Annotated in this window: 13 protein-coding genes and 1 pseudogene; 10 read left to right on the top strand and 4 right to left on the bottom strand. The window is 39.1% G+C overall.

Going from position 1 to position 16,712, the window contains the following annotated elements; all coding sequences use genetic code 11:
* Position 1 precedes the first annotated feature (1 nt).
* From AAEZ18_RS03110 to AAEZ18_RS03125, 4 genes are read left to right on the top strand one after another with little or no spacing between them, the layout of a single operon-like run.
* The gene (locus AAEZ18_RS03110; RefSeq protein WP_350593829.1) at positions 2-1,015 is read left to right on the top strand and encodes a PilW family protein; all 1,014 of its coding nucleotides are present in this window, start codon (positions 2-4) and stop codon (positions 1,013-1,015) included.
* On the top strand, positions 1,003-1,554 hold the full coding sequence (locus AAEZ18_RS03115; RefSeq protein WP_350593826.1) for a pilus assembly PilX family protein: 552 nt from the start codon (positions 1,003-1,005) through the stop codon (positions 1,552-1,554). The genes AAEZ18_RS03110 and AAEZ18_RS03115 overlap by 13 nt, the downstream gene beginning before the upstream one ends.
* Before the next feature lies 1 nt (position 1,555).
* Positions 1,556-4,888 carry a pilin biogenesis protein gene (locus AAEZ18_RS03120; protein WP_350593824.1) on the top strand — a complete coding sequence of 1,111 codons (3,333 nt, stop codon included), beginning with the start codon at positions 1,556-1,558 and terminating at the stop codon, positions 4,886-4,888.
* A 19-nt stretch (positions 4,889-4,907) separates the two neighbouring features.
* On the top strand, positions 4,908-5,327 hold the full coding sequence (locus AAEZ18_RS03125) for a type IV pilin protein (RefSeq protein ID WP_350593822.1): 420 nt from the start codon (positions 4,908-4,910) through the stop codon (positions 5,325-5,327).
* Here the strand turns inward: AAEZ18_RS03125 and AAEZ18_RS03130 are convergent.
* Positions 5,309-5,846 (bottom strand): annotated as a pseudogene (locus AAEZ18_RS03130) (GspH/FimT family pseudopilin). The gene AAEZ18_RS03125 and the pseudogene AAEZ18_RS03130 overlap by 19 nt on opposite strands.
* 68 nt (positions 5,847-5,914) lie before the next feature.
* Positions 5,915-6,478: a GspH/FimT family pseudopilin gene (locus tag AAEZ18_RS03135; RefSeq protein WP_208834228.1), complete on the bottom strand. Its 564-nt coding sequence runs from the start codon at positions 6,476-6,478 to the stop codon at positions 5,915-5,917.
* A 160-nt stretch (positions 6,479-6,638) separates the two neighbouring features.
* Here AAEZ18_RS03135 and glnB point away from each other — a divergent pair, with 160 nt between their 5' ends.
* Complete coding sequence (gene glnB / locus AAEZ18_RS03140; RefSeq protein ID WP_011327621.1) at positions 6,639-6,977, top strand: nitrogen regulatory protein P-II; 339 nt, start codon at positions 6,639-6,641, stop codon at positions 6,975-6,977.
* A 64-nt stretch (positions 6,978-7,041) separates the two neighbouring features.
* Here the strand turns inward: glnB and AAEZ18_RS03145 are convergent, their stop codons facing one another.
* A complete protein-coding gene (locus tag AAEZ18_RS03145; RefSeq protein ID WP_350593820.1) occupies positions 7,042-7,806 on the bottom strand; it encodes an outer membrane protein assembly factor BamD in 765 nt (254 codons plus the stop codon).
* A 141-nt stretch (positions 7,807-7,947) separates the two neighbouring features.
* Between AAEZ18_RS03145 and rluD the strand changes: the two genes are divergently transcribed.
* The 3 genes from rluD to clpB all read left to right on the top strand — a co-directional run bounded on the left by rluD (position 7,948) and on the right by clpB (position 12,333).
* Positions 7,948-8,925 carry a 23S rRNA pseudouridine(1911/1915/1917) synthase RluD gene (gene rluD, locus AAEZ18_RS03150; RefSeq protein ID WP_350593818.1) on the top strand — a complete coding sequence of 326 codons (978 nt, stop codon included), beginning with the start codon at positions 7,948-7,950 and terminating at the stop codon, positions 8,923-8,925.
* Positions 8,925-9,659, top strand: coding sequence for a peptidoglycan editing factor PgeF (pgeF, locus tag AAEZ18_RS03155; protein ID WP_350593816.1), 735 nt, complete (start codon positions 8,925-8,927; stop codon positions 9,657-9,659). The genes rluD and pgeF overlap by 1 nt, the downstream gene beginning before the upstream one ends.
* Positions 9,660-9,756: 97 nt before the next feature.
* Complete coding sequence (gene clpB, locus AAEZ18_RS03160; RefSeq protein ID WP_182678524.1) at positions 9,757-12,333, top strand: ATP-dependent chaperone ClpB; 2,577 nt, start codon at positions 9,757-9,759, stop codon at positions 12,331-12,333.
* 61 nt (positions 12,334-12,394) lie between these two features.
* Here the strand turns inward: clpB and AAEZ18_RS03165 are convergent, their stop codons facing one another.
* Positions 12,395-13,942 carry a methyl-accepting chemotaxis protein gene (locus tag AAEZ18_RS03165; protein WP_350593814.1) on the bottom strand — a complete coding sequence of 516 codons (1,548 nt, stop codon included), beginning with the start codon at positions 13,940-13,942 and terminating at the stop codon, positions 12,395-12,397.
* A gap of 427 nt (positions 13,943-14,369) precedes the next feature.
* Between AAEZ18_RS03165 and gshA the strand changes: the two genes are divergently transcribed.
* Positions 14,370-15,947 carry a glutamate--cysteine ligase gene (gene gshA / locus AAEZ18_RS03170; RefSeq protein WP_350593812.1) on the top strand — a complete coding sequence of 526 codons (1,578 nt, stop codon included), beginning with the start codon at positions 14,370-14,372 and terminating at the stop codon, positions 15,945-15,947.
* A gap of 133 nt (positions 15,948-16,080) precedes the next feature.
* Complete coding sequence (locus AAEZ18_RS03175) at positions 16,081-16,692, top strand: transglycosylase SLT domain-containing protein (protein WP_058372888.1); 612 nt, start codon at positions 16,081-16,083, stop codon at positions 16,690-16,692.
* The last annotated feature ends 20 nt before the right edge of the window (positions 16,693-16,712 follow it).

Consider the following 16,712-nt stretch of genomic DNA (forward strand, 5'->3'; position numbering starts at 1 on the left):
CATGAAACAAACAGGTTTTACGCTCATAGAAGTAATGATTTCACTATTTATTGGTGGCTTGATCCTCGGCGGTGTTATGTTTACTTTTATTAGTATGAAAGTAACCACAAAAGACACTATGACAATTGGTGAGCTTCAAGAGTCAGGACGTTTAGCAATTAATATAATGCAGCGCGATATTGAGCAAATTGGTTTTTGGGGTACATTTTATGATGACTCGTTCACTGCAGCAAATACAACCGTTTCTGCAACGACTACAGGTGATTGCTCTGAGGGGGCTAATAACGGCAGTTTCCCAGATTTAACCAGTAGTAGCAATTTTAGAACTATATATGCTAAAAAAGCAGAGGGCACTAAAGATCCTAAAGATCCTAAAGAGCTTAAATGCATTGAAGATGCAATTAAAAATACCGATATTTTACAGCTAAAATTTTTACAAGGAAATCAGCTTACGGTAGAGGCAGGGACTAATGAAACACAAATAAATCAAAACTATTTTATTGCCGAACAAGAGCAAGCACAATTTGTACGCGGAGTTGTTGATCAAAGTACATTAAATATAAATACGACAGTGTGGCCCTATAGTCATCATGTATATTACATATCTGAGCAAGAATATGTTGTCAACAATAAAAAATTTAAAGTACCCATTCTAAAACGACAACGTTTGTTGGGTGATAGCATGGAGGAAGAAATAATTATGGAGGGTGTTGAAAACATGCGCTTTGTATTTGGCTTAGACACTACCAATGATAGCCGAGTAGATACTTACCGCAGCATTAAAGACATGAACCCTACTGATTGGGAAAATCGAAAAGGTATTTTAACAGTACAGCTATTTTTATTGATTAGAGCGTTGCAACCCGATCCTGGAGTTAAAATTAAAAATCAAACATATATACTGGGTGAAGGTAGCGATAAACGAGAGCTAACATTTACCGATAACTACAGGCGTACGGTATTTACTACCACTATTCGTTTAAATAATGTGGGGGCTAACTTATGGCGCATTTAAAAAATATACCGAATAAACAGCAGGGCGTGGTGCTTATAACAGCATTAATTATGGTAATAGCCGTAACTGGTATTGCGGTTACCCTCATGAGCAGTAGTACAATTGATATTAAAATTACCAATGCAGCGCAAGAGCGAGAAGTTGCTGAAAATGAGTTAATTGGCGAAGTGCAGCGGATGATTTCGGGCGAAGCAAATAAGGGAGCAGGCAATCAGTTTTTTTTATCGCCAGACGAAGTAACCAGCATTGCATCAGGCGATGAGAGTGGCATGCTAATAGCTAACCATAATGGCATGAAAAGTAAAATGATTAACTTAAATAAAGGGGCGCTCAATTTAGAATGCCCGCGCCGATTTAATTTTACCGCAGGAGTATCCTGCAATATGGTGCAAGTAGCTACCACTATAGACTATGGCCCCAAGATTAAAAATTCATCGGCTAATGAGACGAAAAATTCATCGGCTAATGAGACGAAATATTCACTGACGATTGTTACAGGTATAGCTCAAGAAATGGCTAGCACAGGTAAGGGAATTTAAGATGAAACTTAAACTTTATATAGCACTAGTTTTATTTTTTACATCAGTAATTAATATGCAGGCATACGCTGAGGATATTGAGATTTATGTAAATAAAAACACAGAAATTGACGAAAAACCACGTGTTCTTTTTATTTTCGATACGTCAGGGAGTATGGATACAGAGATTATTTCGTCAAACGAGGGTGTAAGTTGTTTCAAAAAAGTACGAAGGTGGAGTTGGAGGTATGGGTATTATGACGACTACGAACGTCTAGGAGAGTGCTATGCAAGTAAAAGCACTTACAATGAATATTATCAACAATGCTACATAAATGTAGGCAGTAATTCTAACAATAATTATCAACCCAAATGTGTTAATGAGGTTGAAAATGAGACAAGACTTGAAGTTGCGAAAAGTGCTGTAAAAAGTTTAATTGAGGGTAATGAAGATATTGATTTCGGCTTGATGCGTTTTAATTATAACGCAGATGATGAGCCTGGTGGCGGCTACGTACTTGCGAGAGTAGGCACTGATAAAAAGACTTTATTAAATAAAGTTGATGAGCTACCTGCATATGGTTCAACCCCTTTAACTGAAACCTTATGGGAGGCTTATTTATACATTACAGGGAGCAATGTTAAATTTGCACGCAAGGTTAAAGATAGAGATACAAAAGCGGATATAAAGAAAGTTTATAAATCGCCATTTATATCTGATGATAGTGAAAAACTGCGCTGTGACAACTCTATTAACATTATTTTAATGACAGATGGTGAGCCTCAAAATGATGAGGAAGCAGATAATAGCATAGAAAAAACTTATAAAGGTATATTTAAAAGTGAAGCTAGCTCTTTTGGGAGCTATAAAAGTTACTTGGTAGCATTAGCAAAAATATTACATGGTACTGATAATACTTCAGTGGATTTATTTTCGGAGACGCCCGATGTAATTGATACTGCTAGGCTATTTACTATTGGCTTCGGAGGGGGGATGGGTGAAAATGCCCTTAAGCTTTTAGAGGAAGCAGCTGAAGTTGGTGGAGGAGATTATTTCGAAGCAAAAACAGCTGCGACTCTTTCCTCTGCACTTAAAAATACTATTTCACAAATTAGAGAAGAAAACAGTACTTTTATTTCGCCGTCTTTTGCAAGTAATAATGTTGACCAAACTCGTAGCCGAGATTCTATATATTTAGCTATGTTTTATCCCGATAGCAGCACGCGGTGGCGGGGTAATTTAAAAAAGTTGAAAGTGTCTGGTAACGATATTATTGATTCATCATTAAAGCTAGCGCTTAATAGTGATGGGGTGATTTTGAATGATGCAAAAACATTCTGGTCAGTTGATAACTCAGCAGATGGGAGTTCGGTTAAAAGTGGTGGTGTAAATGGCATGCTAGCCGATATGTCTAAAGATAATATTGATGACCGTCAAATATTTACTGATATGGGATATTTTATTCACGATTGCGACGATAGCGACGATAGCGACGATAGCCTTGCATGTCGGTTAGGTATAAAAAAATTGGACGAGGGTGATGATGTACCTTACTTTTCTGATGAAATCAGCAAAGTTGAGGTAGGTGAGTTCGAAGAGCTTATAAATTGGGCTCGTGGTGTAGACGTTGGTAATAGTAATTCACCCTCATCTGTTCGTAACGATATTTTTGGAGACCCATTACATTCAAAACCTGTCGCAATTGATTATGGTAACAACGACATTCGTATTTTAATTGGCACAAACGCTGGTTTTTTACATATGTTTAAAGATGATGATGTGAACAATGAAGTTAAAGAAAGTTGGGCATTTATACCCTCTGCACTTTTTAATATTCTTAAACCACTTCGAGAAAAAGACTCGGGTAAAAAGTACGGCATGGACGGACCAATAAGTGTGTACTCTAAAAATGAAAGCCTAGTTAGCGATGATGGCGATAGTGGAACTGGAATTATTGATGCTAGGAAGAAAGAGAAAGTGTGGGCGTTTGCTGGCATGCGACGTGGTGGTAGAAACTATTACGGCTTTAATATCACTGACCCAGATAATCCTAAACTAAAATGGACGATACAAGGTGGTGAGGGAAAGTTTACTAAGCTTGGCCAAACGTGGTCTAAGCCACAAGTGGCATTTATTAAAGCGTTTGGCGATAAACCAGTATTAGTTTTTGGAGGCGGGTATGATGAAAATAAAGACGCAAGCTCTGGGCCAGATTCTGTTGGTAATAATGTGTATATTGTTGATGCAAATGCTCCAAATGCTCCAAATGCTCCAAATGCTCCAAATGCTCCAAATAATGCAGAAGATAAGAATTTTTGGTCACTATTAGATGACGATGATTTTAAAGGTAAGCATAGTATTGCAGCAGATGTTACGTTATTGGATTCTGATTATGATGGCTATATTGATAGAATATATGCAGCAGATACAGGAGGGAATGTTTGGCGCATTGATATGCCTAGTGATGATATAAATGAATTTAGCCACCATAAAGTGGCTGAGCTAGGAGAGGGAGCAGATAGACGTTTTTTTTACAAGCCAGTAGTAGCCCGAACTATGTTTAGCAAAGTTACAATAAAAGGAGGAGTTACCACTCGTTTAGACTCTCCATATGATGCAGTTGTCATCGGTAGTGGTAAAAGAACAAACCCCAATGACGCTGAAACAGCAGATCAGTTGTTTATGATAAGAGACGAGAATACAGTTACACAATCTTTTACAGATAAAGAGCCTACACCTATAAACCCCGAAAACTTAATGGTGATGAATGATAATAAATTTAGTAGTTCTCTAAATAATGTCGACGGTTTTATTAAATTAGAAGCTGATTTGGCCTTAAAAAAAGGTTGGCGATATGAACTAGCTATAGGGGAAAAGTCATTAGCAGCTGCTACAGTTGTGGGTGGGGTTGCTTATTTTACCTCATTTACACCCGCTTCAGACTCCTCTACAAAAAACCAGTGCTCACTTAGTGGTGGTGGCGGTTCACTCTATGCTTTTCATCTTCATTATGGAACTAAGGTATATGATAAACTTAAGTTTGATACAAGTAATGAAGTACCTGATACTCCACAATTATACTTTGGTTCATCGTGCGCAGATAGTGATGGTAATGGAGTGTGTGATGATAACCCTGAAGAGGAAGTGAAAAGTCAGTTTTATTTAATTGGCCCGGGTATTAAAGGTGAGGATGCAGAAAACCCGCTGCAACCACTTGAAATAACAGGGCCAGGATTAAAAGTTGTTAACGGGAAAATACAACTCGTAAAAGATAAGGCGCTAGGCTTTGGTTTTAAAACCCAGCAAACTTACATTTATAAGCGCGAAGAAAACGACGAAATCAAATCTAATTAAGATGATTAAGGGGGTTTAAATGAATAAAAAGCAACATGGATTTACCTTAATTGAGCTGATGATAGCAGTTGCTATCGTCGGTATACTTGCAGCAATTGCATTGCCTAATTATACAGAGTATGTGAAGCGTGCTTCGCGTGCAGAGGCAGTTGCTGCATTATTAGATGCAGCTAATAAGCAAGAGCAGTACTTTGTAGATAACAGAGAGTATACAGAATTAGCGAGTGATTTAGGGATTCAAAGTAAAACAGAGAATGGGCATTTTGAATTAACGATTAAAGTAGTTGATAAAAGTACTTTTACAATCACAGCAAAACCTATTGCAGGGCCGGTAAAAGGAGATGGTGACTGTACTGAAATGTCCATTACCGACATAGGTTTAAAAGGCGCTAAGGGGACTAAAGGCGGCTCAGATAATGATTATTGCTGGGGTAGGTAAGCGGCTTGTTTTTGCTGGCATTTGTCAGTTGATTTAATGCGTATTCTACCCGTTTGACTTACCGATAAAGCAAGCCCTTCGAGGTTTGCTTTATCGCTATTAGGGCAATAAATAAAGGTGCCGTTTTGAAAACCGTTTAATGAGCCATCGGGCCTAAAGGTAATTGCATCTCGTGGGTACTCTAAGCTATCAAACTCATGGGTGTGTTCAAAGGTGCTTAGCATTAGCTCATCGTTATCGATAAATAACGATATTTGCTCCTCCCAATCACCTTTTTGACATTCATTGTTTTTTAACGCGCATAAAGTAACGTATGTACCGTTTTCTATGGCGTAAAGGCGAGCATAGTTTATATTGCGATGTAATAAGTTAACCTGGTTGTCTGCACGGTTTATCGCTAAAAAAATCAGGAAAAAACCACATAGAAAACTGACTAGTAATAGCCACAATAGCAATTGTTACCATTAGCTCAAGTAAGGTTATACCATTATGCTTAGTTGAATATGCGATTAACTTCATCCCTGAAGCCTTAAATGGAGAGGCGATTATTTTGGTTAGTAAACAATCAAAAAATAACAATGTAAGGTTTATTTTAAAAGGCATTCATGCGTACCATCACCATCACCAAGATAAAAAGCGGTGCCAGATTGCGATACGGTAAGTACTTTATTATTTTTGTTATCGCTATTAGGGCAATATATAAAATCCCCAGGGCTTGTGGTAATGCGGCCACTAGTGTTAAAACTTAGGTTATTGATGTTGCCGGTATAGTTTAACGTGTCATTTGCAGGAATTGCAGCCATCACTCGTAACAGATTATCGGGAAGTTTGCCGTATTCACCGTCGTTATCGATATCTACGAATAAGATAATCATATTAGTGGACCCCCAGTCACTTTGGCATGCTAATTTGTCGTTACTGGTTTTAACTTCGTTATTTGGGGCAGGACATACAACAACTATTTCATCGTTAGTAGCTGCTTGCGAGCGGGCATAACTAATATTACGTTTTAGTTCTAATAGAAAGTTCTCGGCGCGGTTTTCCTCTAGCATGTCGCTACTGTTCCACAATGCAATGGTGGCAATAATGCCTACAATAGCCACAGTCACCATCAGCTCTAGTAAAGTGAATCCGTATTGTATTTTTTTCATATTGATCCCGTAGGTTACTTATTGTTTTAGTATAGCTATTTTTATTAGCATAATCATAGCATGACAGATTGTTTTATCACCGTAATACAGTCACTTTGTTTGCTATGAGCCTTGTGATTGTCTAAAATCGAGGCAACTGTAGCTTTAAAAAGTAATTAATATGAAAAAAATAGAAGCAATCATTAAACCTTTTAAGCTTGATGATGTGCGTGAAGCCCTATCAGAAGTAGGCATTACAGGTATGACAGTAACTGAAGTTAAAGGGTTTGGGCGTCAAAAAGGCCATACCGAGTTGTATCGTGGTGCGGAATACATGGTTGATTTTTTACCTAAAGTTAAATTAGATATTGTACTGGGCGATGATGATGTTGACCGTGCAATTGAGGTAATAATTAAAACGGCACAAACAGGAAAAATTGGTGATGGTAAAATATTTGTCACTGAAGTTGAGCGTGTTGTGCGTATTCGTACCGCTGAGGAAGATGAAGAAGCGATTTAAGCTTTATTACAACAAGTACGCTAAAAAGGCGCTTACTCAAGTTAGTAAGCGCCTTTTTAATTAATTAATTATTTCTGCTGTTAAAAATTCGTGTTTGTTTAGCGTCTTCGCTAAGCTCACTTAAGCCTAGCTTATCGTAGCTTTTTTCCATCATTTCAAGTGCAGAGTTTAAGTAGCTGCTTTGCGAGTAATGTTCTACTACAAACTTACCGCGGTTAGCAGCTGCTAAGTAGGCTTCACGTTCATAATAGTAATTGGCCACTTTTAGCTCATACCTTGCCATACGGTTTAACAACCACACTAAACGACGTTTTGCCTCTGGGGCGTAGTCACTTTGTGGGAAACGCTTAACCAAGGTTGATAAATCGGTAAAGGCCACACGTGTACGGTTAGCATCGCGGTCAGCTCTATCAACACCAAAATATTCTTGGAATGCGTTTTTATCGGCTTTAATGTTAACTAATCCACGCATGTAATACATGTAGTCTAAATCTTTATGATTTGGGTTTAAGCGAATAAAACGGTCGATTGTTGCTAGTGCTTGCTCGGTATTACCCGATTGGTAATGCGCATAGACTAAATCCATTTGTACTTGTTTAGAAAATGGGCCAAACGGGTAGCGAGAGTCAATAGCACTTAAAAGTTCAATTGCGCGTGCATATAAACCAGAATCTAAAGTTTGCTTGGCATCTTCATACAAAGCGTGAGCCGATTTATTAGGTACACGTTGAATGTCTTCTTGGTCAGGAGCCGACGAACAAGCACCTAAACTAAGCACTGAAACTGAAAAAACAATGGCGAATGCACGTTTCCCTATTTTATTTATCATTTTATTTGTTACCTTCGTTGTCTACGGCTAGGCCAAGTCGGTAAAACCGAGTAAACTATGCGTATTATATTATGCTTTTATTAAAAGCGATTCTAACCCAGTCGAGCAAAGCTTGCACTGGTAAATTGGGTAAAATTACTAATGTCAGAGCAAATTTCTCTTCAAGCCGACGTTCCAACCGATTTAGGTGGTAAACGTCTAGACCAAGTATTAGCACAATTGTTCCCTGATTATTCACGATCAAGGATAAAAACGTGGATTTTGGATGATAAAATCACCGTTGATGGCGAAATATTCAACACACCGCGCACTAAACTGCTTGGTGGTGAAGTACTTAATGTTGAAACAACCATTGAAGCACCTCGTGAATACATAGCGCAAGATATCAAATTAGACATTGTTTATGAAGATGATGATATTTTGGTAATTAATAAACCTATGGGCTTGGTAGTTCATCCTGGTGCAGGTAATCCAGATGGCACAGTGCTAAATGCATTGCTACATTACCACCCAGAAATTATTAATGTACCTCGCGCGGGCATTGTACACCGATTAGATAAAGACACTACTGGCCTTATGGTGGTAGCTAAAACTATTCCGGCACAAACGCATTTAGTAACCGCACTGCAAAAACGTGAAAATTTCACGCGAGAATACGAAGCGCTTTGCAATGGCACAATGACCGCTGGTGGCATGGTTGAAAAGCCTATTGGCCGCCATGCAACGCAACGTACGCATATGGATGTACATGAACAGGGTAAGCCAGCCATTACGCATTACCGTGTTGCTGAAAAGTTTCGTGCTCATACACGTTTACGTTTACGCCTTGAAACCGGTCGTACTCACCAAATACGTGTGCATATGGCTTATTTAAATCATCCGCTTATTGGCGATCAGTCTTATGGCGGCCGTCCGCGTCCACCTAAAGGGGCAACGCCTGAGTTATTTGAATTGCTGCGTAGTTTTAAACGCCAAGCATTACATGCGGTTAAATTAAGTATTGCGCACCCAATTACGGGTGAAATGATGACATGGCAAGCACCTATTCCAGATGACATGGTTGCTATGACACTGGCACTGCGTGAAGACACAAAAGCTAATCCTGACATAGTTAGATAATGCAGTTTTTATCAGCAGCATGGCAAGTCCCTATAACAGGTGTGAGTACATTAAGTACCACACGTGTAGGCGGTGTTTCAGAAGCGCCGTTTAAGAGTTTAAATTTAGGGCTGCATGTTGGTGATAATAAACAACAGGTATTAAAAAATCGTGCTTTGTTGGATAAGCATTTGCCAAATAGTGCTGTATGGATAGATCAAGTTCATAGTAGCGATGTACTCATTGTTGATGGGCAATTTAAATTTAACGCTCACCATCAAGGAGATGCACTATATACACAACTCGTTGCTCAGCCTTTGGCAATAATGACCGCCGATTGCTTGCCCATTTTACTTGCCAGTAACGATGGAAAAGAAGTAGCTGCCATACATGCTGGTTGGCGTGGATTAGAGCAAGGTGTAATTAAAAATACGCTAAACTGCTTTAATGCCAAAAAAAGTGAAATAAGTGCCTGGTTAGGTCCCGCAATAGGGGCTGATAAATTTGAGGTAGGTAGCGAGGTGTTTGCATTGTTTAATGCCCAAAACCCTTTGTTTGCCAAAGCGTTTAAAGCGTGTGCAAACCAAAAGTACCTTGCCGATATTTATCACCTTGCACGTATTCAATTGCGTCAATTAGGGATTATAAATATTACCGGTGGTGAGCACTGTACGGTTTCTCAAACTGAACAGTTTTTTTCGTACCGACGCGACGGCCAAACCGGACGCATGGCAAGTTTGATCTGGCGCAACTAATTTATCAATATAATGATTATATTTTCTGCAACACCTTGAACAACCCCCCTAACATACCCATTATTTAAGCAATGAGTTTTATTAATAGGTAACCCCAATGCGTTTAGATAGATTTACCAGTAAATTTCAGTCTGCGCTTTCTGATGCGCAATCTTTAGCCCTTGGCCGCGATCATCAATTTATTGAGCCGGTACACTTAATGTATGCTTTGTTAAAGCAAAGCGGCTCAAGCGTGCGCGCGTTATTAGCACAAGCAGGTGTTAGTGCTGACGAGCTTAATACTAAGCTTTCCCAAGAAATAGAAAAACTATTTAAAGTGGAAGGCGTAGGCGGCGATGTGCAGCTATCGAACAACACTATATCCTTGATCAACTTATGCGATAAGTATGCGCAAAAGCGTAAAGATAAATATATTTCTAGCGAACTGTTTGTATTAGCTGCTTGCGACGATAAAGGCCCGCTGGGTAATATTTTTAAAACCTTAAATATCACCTCCGACAAAATAGAAACGGCCATTAATGCAGTGCGTGGTGGGCAAAAGGTTGATGATCCAAATGCCGAAGAAACACGCCAAGCACTTGAAAAATACACCATAGATTTAACCGAACGTGCAGAGCAAGGTAAGCTTGATCCGGTTATTGGTCGAGATGATGAAATTCGCCGAACAATTCAAGTTTTACAACGCCGAACTAAAAACAACCCAGTATTAATAGGTGAACCCGGTGTAGGTAAAACTGCGATTGCCGAAGGTTTAGCACAGCGTATTATTAATGGTGAAGTACCAGAGGGATTAAAAAACAAGCGGGTACTTTCGCTTGATTTAGGCGCGCTGGTGGCCGGTGCTAAATACCGCGGCGAATTTGAAGAGCGATTAAAATCAGTATTAAATGAACTGGCTAAAGAAGAAGGCCAAGTGATTTTATTTATTGATGAAATACACACAATTGTAGGCGCAGGTAAAAGTGATGGCGCAATGGATGCAGGCAATATGCTAAAACCGGCGCTTGCCCGTGGCGAATTACATTGCGTAGGTGCAACCACTCTTGATGAATATCGTAAATACATTGAAAAAGACGCCGCCCTTGAGCGTCGCTTTCAAAAAGTATTGGTAGAGGAGCCTTCGGTTGAGGATACTATTGCTATATTACGTGGCCTAAAAGAGCGCTATGAGCTGCATCACTCTGTTGAAATTACCGATCCTGCTATCGTTGCTGCTGCGCAATTATCGCATCGTTATATTAGTGACCGTCAATTACCCGATAAAGCAATTGACCTAATAGATGAAGCGGGCTCTTCTATTCGTTTACAAATAGATTCAAAACCAGAGTCATTAGATAAGTTAGAGCGCCGTATTATTCAATTAAAACTTGAAGATAACGCACTCGCCAAAGAAAAAGACGAAGCAAGTTTAAAACGCCGTACTGAAATGCAAGAGCTGATCACCGAGCTTGAAGGAGAGTACAATGAGCTTGATGAGATATGGACTGCCGAAAAAGCATCTTTACAAGGTACTCAAGTTATTAAAGCTGAGCTAGAACAAGCACGACTTGATTTAGATGTAGCTCGAAGAGCCAGCGATTTACAGCGTATGTCGGAGCTACAATATGGCCGCATACCAGAGCTTGAGCGTAAACTTGATTTAGCATCGCAAGCAGAAATGCAAGAAATGACCTTGCTAAAAAACCAAGTGGGCGAAGATGAAATAGCCGAAATACTCTCTCGTTGGACCGGTATTCCAGTATCGCGGATGCTACAAGGTGAGCGAGAAAAACTATTGCAGATGGAAGAAAAGCTACATGAAAAAGTAATCGGACAAGATGAAGCCGTTGTAGCGGTAGCTAATGCTATTCGCCGCTCACGTGCAGGGCTTGCCGATCCTAATCGCCCGATTGGCTCGTTTTTGTTTTTAGGCCCAACCGGGGTCGGTAAAACAGAATTAACCAAAGCACTCGCCGGCTATATGTTCGACACCGAAAGTGCCATGGTGCGTATTGATATGTCTGAGTTTATGGAAAAACATTCAGTAGCACGTTTAGTTGGTGCGCCTCCTGGGTATGTTGGCTACGAAGAGGGCGGGTATTTAACCGAAGCCGTGCGTCGTAAACCTTACTCAGTTATTTTATTGGACGAAATAGAAAAAGCACACCCAGATGTGTTTAATATTTTGCTACAGGTTTTAGATGATGGACGTTTAACCGACGGTCAAGGACGCACGGTTGATTTTAAAAATACCGTTATCATCATGACCTCAAACTTAGGCTCAGATATAATTCAAGAGCAAGCGGGTAATAACGATTACGTTACTTTGAAAGAAAAAGTAATGAATGTATTAATCAATGAGTTTAGACCTGAGTTTATTAACCGTATTGATGAAACCGTTGTTTTCCACCCACTGGCTAACGAGCACATTAAAGAGATTGCTGATATTCAGTTAAGTAAATTACGTGAGCGTTTAACGCAAATGGGTTATTTACTCGAGATAAGCGACGCTGCTTTAGATCGTATTGCCGCAAGTGGTTTTGATCCGGTTTATGGTGCGCGTCCGTTAAAACGAGCTATTCAACAAACGATTGAAAATCCATTAGCACAAAAATTACTCAATGGTGATTATATGCCAGGCAGTGTTGTTGTAATTGATGCAAATGACGACGGTTTAGTGTTTTCAAGCCGTTAAGCGTTATAAAGTAAAAACGAAAAAGCCGCTAACATAGCGGCTTTTTTATTTGTGCTGACAATTAAATTTTAAAAGTAAGCAGTAAGTCGTTGATCTTTCTTGAGCCTTCAACTAACTCAGCAGCGCCCCTGGCAACATTAAAACTTAAGTTTAAATTATCATCACCTAAGTTTTTAATCTGCTCTACATTAGTACCTATGTCGTGGCTCACTACTTGTTGTTCTTCTGCAGCAGCCGAAATACCAGTAGCGAGTTGCGCTATTTCGCTAATTTGAGTGAAAATGCTATCAAGCTCTTGCTGTGTTTGCGTTGTAGTATTTACACAACTGTCGGCTTGTTGCTTCGTGTTTTGCATTATTTTTGACCAGCTAAACAAGGTGTCTTGAATTTCCTTTATTGAGCTGTGAATTTGCGCAGTGGCATTTTGTGTTCTTGATGAAAGCGCTCTTACTTCATCGGCAACTACAGCAAAACCACGGCCATGCTCACCTGCTCTTGCAGCTTCTATGGCAGCATTTAGCGCAAGTAAGTTAGTTTGCTCGGCAATACCTTCAATTTCACTCATTACTTGGCCAATTTTATCGGCTTCTGAAGCTAGGCTGTTAGCGGTTGTTGCTGCTTGCTCTACCTGAACGGCTAAATCAGAAACCATGGCATTATTATCGGCAATGTGTACTTTTATATCGGAGCAACTTTGATAAGTAACACTTACTTTATCGGCAGTGGTGCAGGTGTTACTTGATATTTCACCTATAGTCGAACTCATTTGCGCCATTGCAGATGCTATTTGCTCAAGCTGCGAGCCTTGCGATGAAATGCCTTGCTCTGTGAGCGTTGACTGTTGATCTAAATTTAAAGCAATATCATTAAAGCTTAAGGTAGAGTCTTTCATACGCCCCAGTACAGTGCGTAATTTAGCGCTTAGCATTTGCTCTCTGTAATCACTAATACTGTGAGGGTGTCGGCCACTATAAATATAACGAGATATAGAATCGGCCTGTTGTTTTTGCTGATTCAATATTCTTGGCGTTGTTATTAGCTCATCATAATTTAAAGCAAGTATAACTAAGCAAACCACTAAGCTAATTAGTGCAATAGCAAATGAAGCCCATACAGCAGTTGCAACTAACCAACATAATAAAGCAAATACACTTAAGCTTTGTCTTAAACTTGTGCGTTCGCGCCAATTAAAGAATGACTTTTTAGCATTTACTTTACTGTAAAATAGTTCTGCACGGCGTTTTAACTGTGGGCTTAATTTGGTTCTTACAGATTGATAACCAATTAACTGGCTGTGCTCAAAAATAGGAGTTACAAATGCATCAACCCAGTAATAGCGGCCATCTTTACAACGGTTTTTAACTGCGCCGCGCCAAGAGTGGCCTTGCTTTAATGTTTCCCACATTTCTTTAAATGCAGCTTTTGGCATGTCGGGGTGGCGCACTATATTATGGTTCTTACCCATAAGTTCTGCTATATCATACCCGGCTATAGTACAAAATGCTTGATTAGCGTAAGTGATCACTCCGCGCAAATCAGTTGTTGATACCAGTTCTTGTTGTTCTTCGAAGGTCACTTCTTCATTTATTAAGCTTTGATTACGACGCATATTATTCTTTAATCATCCTTTGTAATACTTACTATTATACTTGCTTATATAAAGCGGTAGTAGGGTAATCCCATTATGAAGGTCACTCAGTTTATTTATTGCCTGTATTTATGATCTTAATCAAGATTAAAGTTATATAAGCTATATATAACATACCAGTATGGGACTAATACGGCTAATAGTTAGCTAATTATTTACTTTAATACGGTTAGTTTTTGTTTTGATAAGATAAATAATAGTGCAAAGCAATTGTATATTTTGTATAGCAATGGCAAGATTATCGTTTATGGCGTTAAATAAAGCGTGTTTAAAGCAAAGCAGATACAATAGAACTATAAATAGTATTTTTTCTTAGTATTTATCTTGAGTATAGGTAATTAGACCCCATAACCTTATGATTAAGCCACTTGGCTCGAGGAAGTATTTTTTGGCAACACATGATCTAACAAACGCGCTTGACGCTCTTTCAGTAACGCAGCATAAACATGCAATTAACGGAATAAAACGTGGTATTGAGCGTGAGTCACTAAGAATTAAAAGTGATGGCGTTATCTCTGCACAAAAACACCCAGAAGGGGTGGGCAGTGCGCTTACCAATGGCCAAATTACGACCGATTTTTCAGAGTCGTTACTTGAATTTATTACCCCAGTTAGTGAATCGTCCACACAAACGCTGCAGCAATTAAAAGACTTACAAAAGTTTACCCTAGAAAAAATGGGTGACGAATTACTTTGGCCTATTAGTATGCCGTGCTTTATTGAACATCAAGACGACATAGTTATTGCGCAATTTGGTAGTTCAAATGTAGGGCAAATGAAAACACTTTACCGTGAAGGGTTAAAAAACCGTTACGGCAGTATGATGCAAGCTATTGCTGGTGTGCATTTTAATATTTCGTTTCCAGATTCATTGTGGCAGTCATTACATACGCTAAAAAATAGCGACCTTAGTTTAGAGAATTTTATATCTGATGGTTACTTAGCGCTTATTCGTAATTTTAAACGTGAATTATGGCTGATCAGTTATTTATTTGGTGCATCACCTGCGTTATGTAGTTCGTTTTTACAGGGTAGAAAAACCGATTTACCATTTAAAAAACTAGGTAAAGGCACCCTGTATTTAGAAGTAGGCACTGCGCTGCGCTTAGGTAACTTAGGTTACACCAATAGCGCACAATCATCACTGCGTGTAATGTATAACTCGTTAGATGAATATGTAGCTGGTTTGAAAAAATCAATTAACACACCTTCAGATATTTACGGCAACCTTGACGATTACACCAGCGAAAATCCAAAACAGTTAAATAAGAATATTCTGCAAATAGAAAACGAATTTTATTCGCCAATTCGCCCTAAACGTAATGCTAAAAACGGTGAAACACCAACAGATGCACTACTTAGAGCCGGTATTGAATATGTCGAAATTCGCGCATTAGATGTTAATCCATTTAGTGAAGTGGGCATAGATATAGAGCAGTTCCACTTTTTAGATGTGTTTTTAACTTATTGTTTATTAAAAAGCTCACCGGCAATGGATTGGGAAGAGCAAACACGCAGCACAGAAAATCTTGATACAGTAGTAAATAAAGGGCGAGAAAAAGGCCTTGAACTTAATTACTTTAATCAACCGCGTACCCTTCAATCTTGGGGTGAAGATATATTTTCGCAATTAAGTGAAGTGGCAAAATACATGGATACTGCCTACGGCGTTAGTTATTATTCAAGTACTATTGAGCGCATGGCAACTTGGATTAATAACCCAGGACTTACATATTCTGGGCGTTATGTAGCTGAGTTAGAAGCTTCAGGGCTAGATAACGGCCATTATGCGCTAGCAATTGCTGAAAAGTATAAGCAAAGCCATCAAGCTGCAGACTATCAAGTGTTTTCAAAGCAATGGTTAGAGGAGCAAGTTACACGCTCTAACGACGCTCAGCGTGCTATTGAGCAAAGTGACTCAGTATCATTTACCGCATTTTTAAATGCTTATTTTGATCCTAAATAAATAGTTAGTTTTAAGCAAAAAAAACGCAGCTCAAGGTAGCTGCGTAATTATTTTAGGGAAGAAACAATGCTGCTCTGCTGCATTGTTAAAATCAGACTACTGATTTTTGCAAAAGTTCAGCGAGATAAACCAAATGAAAAAAAATGTAGTTGTTTTATCATTAGCGCTTAGTTTAGCCGGTTGTGCCACAGCTCCACCAAAGCAGCCTGATGATATTTGTAAAATTTTTGAAGAAAAAAGAAGTTGGTACTTTGGTGCCAAAGATGCTCAAGAAAAATGGGGCGCTCCCAAGCACGTACTTATGAGCATGATGTACCAAGAAAGCTCGTTTAAACATGACGCAGCTCCACCAATGCAGTATTTCTTATGGATTATTCCTACCGGTAGAGCAAGCTCTGCTTATGGCTACTCACAAGCAAAAACGATGACCTGGTCTGATTATATTCGTGAAAGTAAGAATAGTGGCGCCGATAGAGACGACTTTGATGATGCTATCGACTTTATGGGCTGGTTTGCTTATAAAACCCATAAAATAAACGGTGTATCTAAATGGGATGCCTACGGTCAGTATCTTAATTATCACGAAGGGTGGGGCGGTTACAAACGCGGTACTTACAAAAAGAAAAAATGGTTAATGGGTGTGGCTAATAAAGTAAAACACCGTGCGAGCCGTTATGGTGCGCAGTTAAAGCGTTGTGAAGCAGATTTAAATAAAGGGTGGTTAGAGCGTTTGTTTTTTGGCTAATAACATCTGTTGTATTTATT

The organism is Pseudoalteromonas sp. 19-MNA-CIBAN-0066 (assembly GCF_040308705.1).
GTDB lineage: Bacteria > Pseudomonadota > Gammaproteobacteria > Enterobacterales > Alteromonadaceae > Pseudoalteromonas > Pseudoalteromonas nigrifaciens.

Excerpts from the sequence above, each read along its gene's own strand:
- AAEZ18_RS03110 (WP_350593829.1), top strand. The coding sequence starts at position 2 with ATGAAACAAACAGGTTTTACGCTCATAGAAGTAATGATTTCACTATTT.
- AAEZ18_RS03115 (WP_350593826.1), top strand. The coding sequence starts at position 1,003 with ATGGCGCATTTAAAAAATATACCGAATAAACAGCAGGGCGTGGTGCTT.
- AAEZ18_RS03120 (WP_350593824.1), top strand. The coding sequence starts at position 1,556 with ATGAAACTTAAACTTTATATAGCACTAGTTTTATTTTTTACATCAGTA.
- AAEZ18_RS03125 (WP_350593822.1), top strand. The coding sequence starts at position 4,908 with ATGAATAAAAAGCAACATGGATTTACCTTAATTGAGCTGATGATAGCA.
- AAEZ18_RS03135 (WP_208834228.1), bottom strand. The coding sequence starts at position 6,478 with ATGAAAAAAATACAATACGGATTCACTTTACTAGAGCTGATGGTGACT.
- glnB (WP_011327621.1), top strand. The coding sequence starts at position 6,639 with ATGAAAAAAATAGAAGCAATCATTAAACCTTTTAAGCTTGATGATGTG.
- AAEZ18_RS03145 (WP_350593820.1), bottom strand. The coding sequence starts at position 7,806 with ATGATAAATAAAATAGGGAAACGTGCATTCGCCATTGTTTTTTCAGTT.
- rluD (WP_350593818.1), top strand. The coding sequence starts at position 7,948 with ATGTCAGAGCAAATTTCTCTTCAAGCCGACGTTCCAACCGATTTAGGT.
- pgeF (WP_350593816.1), top strand. The coding sequence starts at position 8,925 with ATGCAGTTTTTATCAGCAGCATGGCAAGTCCCTATAACAGGTGTGAGT.
- clpB (WP_182678524.1), top strand. The coding sequence starts at position 9,757 with ATGCGTTTAGATAGATTTACCAGTAAATTTCAGTCTGCGCTTTCTGAT.
- AAEZ18_RS03165 (WP_350593814.1), bottom strand. The coding sequence starts at position 13,942 with ATGCGTCGTAATCAAAGCTTAATAAATGAAGAAGTGACCTTCGAAGAA.
- AAEZ18_RS03175 (WP_058372888.1), top strand. The coding sequence starts at position 16,081 with ATGAAAAAAAATGTAGTTGTTTTATCATTAGCGCTTAGTTTAGCCGGT.